Source organism: Arthrobacter sp. Cr_A7, from assembly GCF_029222765.1.
In the GTDB taxonomy this organism is placed as follows: Bacteria; Actinomycetota; Actinomycetes; order Actinomycetales; family Micrococcaceae; genus Arthrobacter.
Genome location: NZ_JARHXQ010000256.1, coordinates 1 through 9719 on the forward strand (window position 1 = coordinate 1; position 9719 = coordinate 9719).

The 9719-nt window shown below is 66.6% G+C and carries 8 protein-coding genes; 3 read left to right on the forward strand and 5 right to left on the reverse strand.

Translation table 11 applies throughout. The features are described 5' to 3' along the window. Window positions 1-77 precede the first annotated feature (77 nt). From P2Q66_RS15170 to P2Q66_RS15180, 3 genes are all read right to left on the reverse strand, one after another. A complete protein-coding gene (locus P2Q66_RS15170) occupies window positions 78-509 on the reverse strand; it encodes an SRPBCC domain-containing protein (RefSeq protein WP_275729422.1) in 432 nt (143 codons plus the stop codon). Further along, window positions 509-1354 (reverse strand): class I SAM-dependent methyltransferase, encoded by an 846-nt coding sequence (locus P2Q66_RS15175; protein ID WP_079598625.1) that lies wholly within the window; start codon window positions 1352-1354, stop codon window positions 509-511. The genes P2Q66_RS15170 and P2Q66_RS15175 overlap by 1 nt, the downstream gene beginning before the upstream one ends. Window positions 1355-1546: 192 nt before the next feature. After that, window positions 1547-2725: a Ku protein gene (locus tag P2Q66_RS15180; protein WP_275729425.1), complete on the reverse strand. Its 1179-nt coding sequence runs from the start codon at window positions 2723-2725 to the stop codon at window positions 1547-1549. A 40-nt stretch (window positions 2726-2765) separates the two neighbouring features. Here P2Q66_RS15180 and P2Q66_RS15185 point away from each other — a divergent pair, with 40 nt between their 5' ends. Beyond that, a complete protein-coding gene (locus P2Q66_RS15185) occupies window positions 2766-5303 on the forward strand; it encodes an ATP-dependent DNA ligase (protein ID WP_275729427.1) in 2538 nt (845 codons plus the stop codon). A gap of 134 nt (window positions 5304-5437) precedes the next feature. On the opposite strand, the gene P2Q66_RS15190 is transcribed toward P2Q66_RS15185, so the two are convergent. Next, a complete protein-coding gene (locus P2Q66_RS15190; RefSeq protein ID WP_115524082.1) occupies window positions 5438-5695 on the reverse strand; it encodes a hypothetical protein in 258 nt (85 codons plus the stop codon). Window positions 5696-6306: 611 nt separating this feature from the next. On the opposite strand from P2Q66_RS15190, the gene P2Q66_RS15195 reads away from it, so the two are divergent. Together P2Q66_RS15195 and P2Q66_RS15200 are read left to right on the forward strand one after the other, a co-directional pair. Next, window positions 6307-7896 carry an MFS transporter gene (locus tag P2Q66_RS15195; RefSeq protein WP_115524081.1) on the forward strand — a complete coding sequence of 530 codons (1590 nt, stop codon included), beginning with the start codon at window positions 6307-6309 and terminating at the stop codon, window positions 7894-7896. Between the two features lie 281 nt (window positions 7897-8177). Next, a complete protein-coding gene (locus tag P2Q66_RS15200) occupies window positions 8178-9296 on the forward strand; it encodes an FUSC family protein (protein ID WP_275729430.1) in 1119 nt (372 codons plus the stop codon). Here P2Q66_RS15200 and P2Q66_RS15205 read toward each other — a convergent pair. Next, window positions 9264-9719: SDR family NAD(P)-dependent oxidoreductase (locus P2Q66_RS15205; protein ID WP_275729432.1), on the reverse strand; the 456-nt coding region annotated here is incomplete at its 5' end. The two genes, P2Q66_RS15200 and P2Q66_RS15205, sit on opposite strands and share 33 nt — an antisense overlap.

Consider the following 9719-nt stretch of genomic DNA (forward strand, 5'->3'; position numbering starts at 1 on the left):
GGCCGCCGTCGTGCGTGTCCCCCAGGGGATGCGCCCGACGGCGGCCGCCGCTTTTAATCCCGCCGCGCCCGGGTAGGTCAGCCGCGCTCGGCGATCTTCTTGACGTCCGCCACGAGCATGTCCCACATGCCCTGGGCGTGGGCGGCCGCCTCTTCGGTGGCGTTGTTGTCCTGGCTGAGGGTGAGCCTGGTGGCGCCGCCCTGGTCCTCGAGGGTCCAGGTCAGGGTGTGGTAGTTTTCCGGCTTGTCCTCTTCGCCGCCGAGCGGGCTGAAGTGCGTATGGACAAGCCGTTGGCCGGGCTCCACCTCGAGGATGTAGCCCTTGTCCTCATAGGCCTTGCCCTCCCACTCGCCGCGCCACACGATGGGTCCGCCAACGGTCCAGTCCGTTACCAGGTCCGCGCCGAACATAAACTCCTTGACGGCCCCCGGGTCGGTAATGACATCCCAGACATGGCTCGCCGGAGCGCCGATCACGGTGGACGACGTTGCCACATGGTTTCCCGGCATCAGCCAGCCTTCTTCGCGGTAAACAGCAGGTACTCCCACTCCATCTGGAACGGCGAATCGCCGTGCGCGTCCCCGAAGGAATCAGCCAGCTCCGTGAGGGCCTGGTCCAGTGCTTTGACCTTGTCCGGGTCCTCGCCGATGAACTTGTACACCGAGATGGTGGGTCCGTAGTGGGACTTGAAATAGCGGACAAAATCGGCCGGCTGATGGAAGCTGCGGACTGCCAGCGTCTGCTTGCGCGCCTTAGCCTCGGTAACCCTGTCCCCCAGCAGTTCCCGGACGTGCTCCTCGCTCCCCCACAGCGGTGCGGGCTGGGCACCGGGCGGGGGCGGCGGGGCGAAGGGCTTCATGGTGGCGAACATCTTGCCAATGAACCCTTCCGGGGTCCAGCTCAGCAGGCCGATGGTGCCGCCGGGCTTGCAGACCCGGACCAGTTCGTCGGCAGCAGCCTGGTGGTGCGGCGCGAACATGACGCCGAGGCAGGACATCACGACGTCGAACCCGGCCTCGCCGAACGGCAGGGCCTCGGCATCCGCCTCCTGCCAGTCCAGGCTCACTCCCCGGTTTGCGGCCTCGCGGCGCCCGGCCTCGAAAAGCTCCGGCGTGAGGTCGCTGGCCACCACCTTGGCGCCCATCATCGCGGCCGGAATTGCCGCGTTACCGGAGCCGGCTGCCACGTCCAGCACACGGTGGCGGGACGTGATTCCGCAGGCTTCCACCAGGATGGCGCCCAGTTCCAGCAGCATCTCGTCCGCCAAGGCCGGGTAGTCCCCGGACGCCCACATGGCCCGGTGCTTCTGCTTCAGCGCCCGGTCCGCCTCCGCCGTATCCGTCTGATCGTTCATGGTCCGCGCTCCTTTACTGGCCGCTCAGGTGTCAGCACGCTGTGGGCACAGCGGAGGCTGCGATGCGACTCATTGTGGACGCGCAGTAGCCCGCTGTAAAGATCGCACTGCTTCCAGGGCTGACCCAGGTGGATCGGGGGCCCGTTGGGCAGTCCCCTTCTGGTCCCGCGAGCGTGCTGCCCGGATCCCGGATCAGGCCGGCTTGCGGGCCCTGGTGGAGGTGGACTTCGCGGCAGGTTCAGCGGAGGCTTTGCCGGACGCCGTCTTGCTGGCGGTCTTGCTTGCCGTGGCCTTGGTGGCGGTCTTTGTCCCGGTGGATTTCGTGGCTGATGACTTCGCGGCGGTGGACTTCGTTTCGTCCGACTTGGCAGCGGTGGATTTTGCTGCCGTGGTCTTGGCGGTCCCGGCTTTGGCAGCCGTGGACTTTGTGGCCGGCTTTGATGCCGTGGAGGTGGTCCCGGCTTTGGCTGCCGCCGTCTTTGTTCCGGAGGCCCGGCGCGCGGGCTTGGCCTCCTCCTCGCCGCTGTCCTCCTCCTCATCGGACTCTCCGCCGGATTCATCGTCGGATGAGGCAGCCGCCCCGGCGCCGCGCTTCCGGTCCAGGCTCCGTTTCAGGGCTTCCATCAGGTCAATGACTTCGCCCTTGCCGCCTTCGCCTTCCTCCACGCCAAAGGTTGCCTCCGTATCCAGGGCGTCGCCCTGCTCGAGTTTGGCCTCGATCAGCTGGCGCAGCTGCACCTGGTACTCGTCCGTGAAGGAGACGGGATCGAAGTCGGCCGCCATAGACTCCACCAGCGCGGCTGACATCTCGCGCTCCTGGGGTGAAATCTTGACGGACGTGTCCAGTGCGGGGAAGTTGGCTTCACGCACCTCGTCCGGCCACAGGAGGGACTGCAGCACCAGCACGTCGTCCTTGATCCGGAGTGCGCCCAGGCGTGTCTTTTCCCGCAGCGCGAACTGGACTATGGCCACCCGGTCGGTGTCTTCCAGGGCCCGCCGCAGCAGCACGTAGGCCTTGGGCGTCTTGGAATCCGGCTCCAGGTAGTAGCTCTTCTCGAACATCATGGGTTCCAGCTGCTCGGACGGGACGAACTGCACCACCTCGATCTCGTGGCTGTTCTCCGCCGGAATGGACTTGAGCTCGTCCTTGGACAGGATGACCGTCCGGCCATCTTCCTCGTAGGCCTTCTCAATGTCCGAGTAGTCGATGACCTGGCTGCAGACCTCGCACCGGCGCTGGTAGCGGATCCTGCCGCCGTCGGCATTGTGAACCTGGTGCAGACTGATGTCATGATCTTCAGTGGCGCTGTAGACCTTCACGGGCACGTTGACCAGGCCAAACGCGATGGCACCTTTCCAGATGGCTCTCATTCCTACAGTCAACATCAGTCCGGGCCGGAGGTGAAGCCCTATGGCAGCAAGTAAGGAGCGTGTCCGCGTTGCCGGACGTGAACTCACGCTGACCAACCTGGACAAAATCATCTATCCGGAGACCGGCACCACCAAGGCCGACGTCCTTGCCTACTACGCCGCCGTCGCCCACGTCCTGATCCCCGCGGCAGCCGGCAGGCCGGCCACCCGCAAAAGGTGGGTCAACGGAGTGGGCACCGCGGAAAAGCCGGGCGAGGTGTTTTTCCAGAAGAACCTCGAGGACTCCGCACCGGGCTGGCTCCCCCGGGCCGCCATTACCCATAAAGACCGGACCATCCATTACCCCATGGTGAACGACCCCGCCACGCTGACCTGGTTCGGCCAGATCAATTCCCTGGAAATCCACGTGCCGCAGTGGCAGGTGGACTCCCACGGGAACCAGCTGAACCCGGACCGGCTGGTCCTGGACCTGGATCCCGGCGAGGGCGCGGGCATCGAGGAGTGCGTTGAGGTGGCGCTCCTGGCGCGGGCCATCCTGCAGGACGTGGGCATGGACCCGGTACCGGTGACCAGCGGCAGCAAGGGCATCCACCTGTACGCCGCCCTGGACCGCAGCCAGAGCTCGGACCAGATCTCGGCATTCGCCCGGGAACTGGCGCGCGCCCTGGAGGCGGACCATCCGGACCTGGCCGTCAGCGACATGAAGAAAACCCTCCGCAAGGGCAAGGTGCTGGTGGACTGGAGCCAGAACAACGCGGCGAAAACCACCATCGTGCCCTACTCACTGCGCGGCCGCCCCACCCCCATGGTCGCCGCGCCCCGCACCTGGCGGGAAATCAGTTCTCCGGGGCTCAAGCACCTGGATTACAAAGCAGTCCTGCGGCGGGTGCAGGACGGCAAGGACCCGTTTGCCGCCGTCGTCCAGGCCGCGGGCCATCCTTCCGGCGACGCCAGAGGGCACGGGCATGGCGGCGACGTGCACGACGGCAACCCCCGCCTGGGGAAGTACCGCTCCATGCGCGACCCACAGAAGACACCCGAACCGTTCAGCGGCGCGGCAGGCAGCGGCGATGCGTTCGTCATCCAGGAGCACCACGCCAGCCGGCTTCACTTCGACCTCCGGCTGGAGCACGAGGGCGTCCTGGTGTCCTGGGCCCTGCCCAAGGGCGTCCCGGAATCCGGCGGCAAGAACCACCTTGCCGTCCAGACCGAAGACCACCCGATGGACTACCTCACCTTCCACGGCACGATCCCCAAAGGGGAGTACGGCGCAGGCGAGATGACCATCTGGGACACCGGCACCTATGAGCTGCACAAGTGGATCAACGGCCGCGAGGTCATCGTCACCCTCAATGGGTCCGAGGGCGGCGGCCTGGGCGGGACCAAAAAGGTCGCGCTGATCCACACCGGCCGCGGGCAGGGCAAGGACGCCGAAGGGCAGTGGCTCATCCACCTTATGGACACGGAGCATCAACGCGGACGACGGCGGCACGCGGCGCCGCCTCCAGAGCCGCCGGAGGTGCCGGAAGAGGTGCCGGAGGACGTGCCGGATAAGAAGGCGCCGGAGGACGCGCCGGAAAAGAAGGAGGCGCCGGCCGCCGCTTGGCGCCCGAATCTCTCACCCCAGGATTTCGGGCCCATGATGGCCACGTCCGGTGACACCGCCGACCTCCAGGGCAGCAACTGGCAGTTCGAACTCAAGTGGGACGGGGTGCGCGCCATCATGGTCGCGGACGAGACCACTGTGCGCATCTTCAGCCGCAACGGCAACGACGTCACGCGGACCTATCCTGAACTGACCGACCGGCAGTGCTGGCCCGCGCAGCCGTTCGTTGCAGACGGTGAGATCATCGCCGTCGGGCCCGCCGGCAGGCCTGACTTCGGACTGCTGCAAGGCCGGATGAAGCTGACCCGGCCCGCCGACGTCGCGAAGGCACGGATTGCCATCCCGGTCCGGCTGGTGCTGTTCGACCTGCTGTACGACGACGGGACGGACCTCCGGCGGTTGCCGCTCACCAGGCGGCGCCAGAGGCTGGAGCAGTTCTTTCGCCCCTCCGGCTGCCCGGTGGACCTTTCCCTTGTCCTCGAGGACAAGGTTGAACACATCCTGGAAAGCGCCCGGGAGCTGGGCCTCGAAGGCGTGATGGCCAAACGGACGGACAGCCGCTACGTGAGCGGACAGCGGACCCGCACCTGGATCAAGCTCAAGATTGAACAGACCCAGGAAGTGGTGGTGGGCGGCTGGCGGCCGGGCAAGGGCGGGCGCCAAGACACTGTGGGTTCCCTGCTGGTGGGCATCCCTGAAGGGGACAAACTGCAGTACGTGGGCCGGGTGGGCAGTGGGTTCAGCACCCGGGAGCTTGCCGAACTCCGGCAGACGGTGGAGCGCCTCGCGAGGAAAACCTCACCGTTCCATGACGTCCCGCGCCCCGACGCCGCGGACGCCCACTGGATTGCCCCGCAGCTCGTGGGTGAGGTGACCTACAGCGAGTGGACCGGTCCCGGGCGGTTGCGGCACCCGGTATGGCGGGGCTGGCGGCTCGACAAGGAACCGTCCGAGGTGGTGCGCGAAGCGTGAGCCGGGCTTTCGACGCACACCTTCATCCGTGACGCGGAAATTGCCTGGCGACCACCACATAGTGGGGTCGCCAGGCAATTTGCGTGTCGATGGTTATTCAGGGTGTCGCCAGCGCGATCGTTGTCCGGGCCAGGTCAGGACGAGTGCGGCATCTGCGGCCGGCTGGTGCGGTGAACGGCCGTCACTGCGGCTTCGTGGCCCATCCTGCCAAGGCCGGAGCCGCGTTCCTTCGGGTGCCGCCGCTTTCCGTTGCCATCCGGCCACGCGTTCTGCTGCGGCATTCCGGTTGCACCGGCCACTGCGGGACCAGGCAGGTCCGGAGTGTTCATCGCCGCCGCCAGGTGGTCGGCAAGCTCGGGTTTGATGTGTGATGTACGGACTTTGTCAGCCATGTGATCTTCCTTTCCGCGATGAAACGAAGTGTTGCCCGTTGCCGCCACGGGGGCGTCCGGGGATCGCTGAAAATGCCAGCGGACTGTAAAGCGCACCGTGCCCAGCAAGTGTTGCGGGCCTGACCGGAGGGGCGGGGCACAGCCGGACCCTGTCCGGCCGCACGCATCCGCCTACTCAAAAAGAAGGATTCCCATTGCTCCACCATAGGCACCGAGCAGCCACCTGTGAACCCCTTGGCCCGAGGACGGAAAAGAAGGCCGACGGCGGTCCTTGAGGCCCGCGCCACGATGCCGCTGCGGGGACGGAAGGGAGGCACGGAGACTGCGTGAGGACGCTCACTTTTGGCGGCGGAGTACCCGCAAAAAGCATCCCAAACCGGGTTGCAGCCAAAAAAATTCGGTAACGATCCGTGCCGGCGGGCCCCACCCCTGTAATGACGCGGGAAAAGGCGGGAAACCAATGTGGGAAAAGTCAGCGCAAACGGCCCCAAAAGAGCTGATCCTACGGCATTTCGGGCGGGGAAGCCATGGTTTTCGCGTAAAATTGAAGGCCTGCCCGGAGCGGGGCAGCTACAAGTCGCAAGCAAATGACCTCCACAGGAGTTGCCCAAATGCCCACAGACCGAAGCATGACCGACTCTTCAGCAGGCGCCAGGAACGCCAGCGGAACAGACCAGGCAGCCGTCACGGCTGCCAAGAAGCCCCGGCGGCTGCCACGCCGCCGGCTCAAGGAATCCGATGTCAACGTCGTGAACCAGCCGATGCTCAAAAAAGCACTCGGCGGCACCATCGTCGGCAACACCATGGAATGGTACGACGTAGGCGTTTTCGGCTACCTCATCACCACCATGGGGCCGGTCTTCCTGCCGGAATCCGATCCCACAACGCAGACCCTGTTCCTGCTCGGAACCTTCGCCGCCACGTTTATCGCCCGCCCTCTGGGCGGCGTGATCTTCGGCTGGATGGGCGACAAAATGGGCCGGCAGAAGATCCTTGCCGCGACCCTCATGCTGATGGCCGCGAGCACCTTCGCGATCGGCCTCCTGCCCGGCTACGCCCAGATCGGCCTGTGGGCCGCCGGCCTGCTGGTGCTGCTGAAAATCGTGCAGGGCTTCTCCACGGGCGGCGAATACGCCGGCGCCACCACGTTCGTCAGCGAGTACGCGCCGGACAAGCGCCGCGGGTTCTTCGCCAGCTTCCTGGACATGGGCAGCTACCTGGGCTTCGCCCTGGGCGCGGCCCTGGTCTCTGCCCTCCAGCTCACCCTGGGACAGGCTGCCATGGAGGAGTGGGGCTGGCGCATCCCGTTCCTGATTGCCGGTCCGCTGGGCCTGGTCGCCATTTACTTCCGCAGCAGGATCGAAGAATCCCCCCAGTTCCAGGCCACCCTGGATGCCCAGGAGGACATCGCCAAGAATGCTGCCGCCTCCGACGAGGCCGCGGCCAAGGGCCCGGTGGGCATCGTCAAGGCCTACTGGCGCTCCATCATCGTGGCCATGATCCTGGTGGCCGCCGCCAACACGGCCGGTTACGCCCTCACCTCCTACATGCCCACGTACCTCACAGAGGCCAAGGGCTACGACGAAGTGCACGGCACCCTGCTGACCATTCCCGTCCTGGTGGTCATGAGCCTCTGCATTCCGCTGACCGGCAAGCTGTCCGACCGGATTGGCCGCAGGCCCGTCCTGTGGATCGGCGCCTTGAGCACGGTGGTCCTGGCAACGCCGGCCTTTCTGCTGATCGGCATCGGTGAGATCTGGTCCACCCTTGCCGGCCTCGCCCTGATCGCCTTCCCGGTGACCTTCTACGTGGCCAACCTGGCCTCCGCCCTGCCGGCGCAGTTCCCCACGTCCAGCCGCTACGGCGCCATGGGCATCGCCTACAACTTCTCGGTGGCGATCTTCGGTGGGACCACGCCCTTCGTTGTTGCCGCCCTGATCAGTGCAACCGGGAACGACATGATGCCCGCCTACTACCTGATGGGCACGTCCCTGGTGGGTGCGGTGGCTATCTACTTCCTGAAGGAATCAGCGCAGCGTCCGCTGCCGGGTTCCATGCCCAGCGTTGACACCCAGGCGGAAGCCCGGGAACTGGTGGCCACCCAGGACGAGAACCCGCTGATCGACCTGGACCAGCTGCCGTTCGAAACGCAGGACGTCACGGACGCCCGTGCGGCCGACAAGGTTCCGGCCGGGGTCTAGATTTCCGGCGGAGCCAGGCGCGTCTTGTAGCCCACGCTTCCAAGGCCCGTCCGGCATGTTTCCTTGGGGGAAGCATGCAGGGCGGGCCTTTGCCGTACCGCTTTTTCATTGCCCCGCGGCGGGACAGGCAGGCCTGTGTGCTGGCCCGGCCCTCTCCTGGGCCGGCCCATGTCCTTGTGTGTCCGTGGAGCGCCGAAGGATATGACTCCGTTCAGGCCGTCCGGCAATAATTTTGGGGGGCCGGCAAAGGGCCCGGACAACAACGGCGGGGATGGTGCGGGATGAAACGGGTGGTTGAGCAGGTCCGCGCCCTCCACCGGCTGGAGCCTGCCAACAATGACCACCTCGCGGCGCTCCGGGTGGCCGCCAGCGTGGCAGTCCCTTCGCTGCTGCTTCTGGTTGCCGGCCGGCCGGACCTCATCATCTATGCCGTGTTCGGGGCACTTACGGGTATGTACGGGCGGAACGAGCAGCATCAACTGCGGCTCCGCCACCAGGCCCAGGCCGCACTGGTGCTCCTGTCCGGCGTAGGCGTGGGCGTGTTCCTGTCCGTCAACCATCTTCACTCCTGGTGGCTGGTGGCTGTTGAAGCCGTGCTTGCCGGGGTGGGATCCGTGTATTCCGACCGGGTGCGGCTCAAGCCCAACGGCCCGTTCTTCGGCATCCTCGCGCTGGGCGCCTGCGCCTCCGTCCCCACGGTGGTTCCCTGGTACGTGGCCATGCTGATTGCCGCAGGCAGTGCCGCGTTCTCCGTGGCGGTGGGTTTCAGCGGCTGGCTGCGCCGGCGGTCCTGGCAGCGCGGCGCGGCGAGGAATCCGGGTTCGGCCGGGCGCCGGGACGTGATGCTGCACGCCGCCAGGTATGTGCTGGCGGTAGGGGCTGCGGGTTCGCTGGGCGTGCTCAGCGGCAGCGGCCACCCGCACTGGGCCATGGCGGCGGCTGCCGTCCCGCTGGCCGGGGCAGACCTCCCCAGCAGCGTCCGCCGCGGCGTCCACCGCATCGTGGGGACCTTCGTGGGGCTGGCGGTCACCGCCGTCGTCATTCTCCCTGAGCCATGGACCCTCACTGGGCTTTTCCCCGGGCAGCAGGCCATCCTGCTGGCGCTGCTGGTGATCCTGTTCCAGTTCACCACTGAGCTGTTCATGGCCCGCCATTACGGCTTTGCCATGGTCTCTTTCACACCCGTCATCCTGCTGATGACACAGCTTGCCGCACCCATCGACCCTGCCCTCCTGATCCTGGAGCGTGGCGTGGAAACGCTGGTGGGCGCCCTGGTGGGAATCCTGGTGGTGGTGGCCGTGCGGCGGGCGGGGTCGCGGAGCCCTGCGGCCCTGCTGGGACGGGCTCCCCTGTTGGGGCGCCTCCCCTTATTTGGGCGTGCGGGGAGGCCCCGCCACTAGCTTGGCGGGAGCTACGCGCGCCACCGCGGCCACCACCTTGTACCGCTTGGACGGGATGGACACCGCCCGTCCGCGTTCGTTGTCGGCAAGGCCTTCGCGGACCACACGGCCGGCGTGCAGCCAGGCCCACGACGGCGCCACGGATTTGTCCATGCCCATCCGGTCGTGGAACTCGGTGTGGGTGAAGCCGGGGCACACCGCCGTGACCTTGATGCCCTGCTTGCGGTAGGCGAGGTTGGCCCACCGGCTGAAGCTCACCAGCCACGCCTTTGCCGCCGAGTACGTGCCCCGGGGCAGGAACGCGGCAATGCTGGCCACGTTGATGATCCGGCCCTCGCCGCGCTCCAGCATGCCTTTGAGGGCAGCGTGCGTGAGCACCATGGCCGTTTCGCCGTGCAGCTTCAGGTGCTTTTTCTCCTCGGT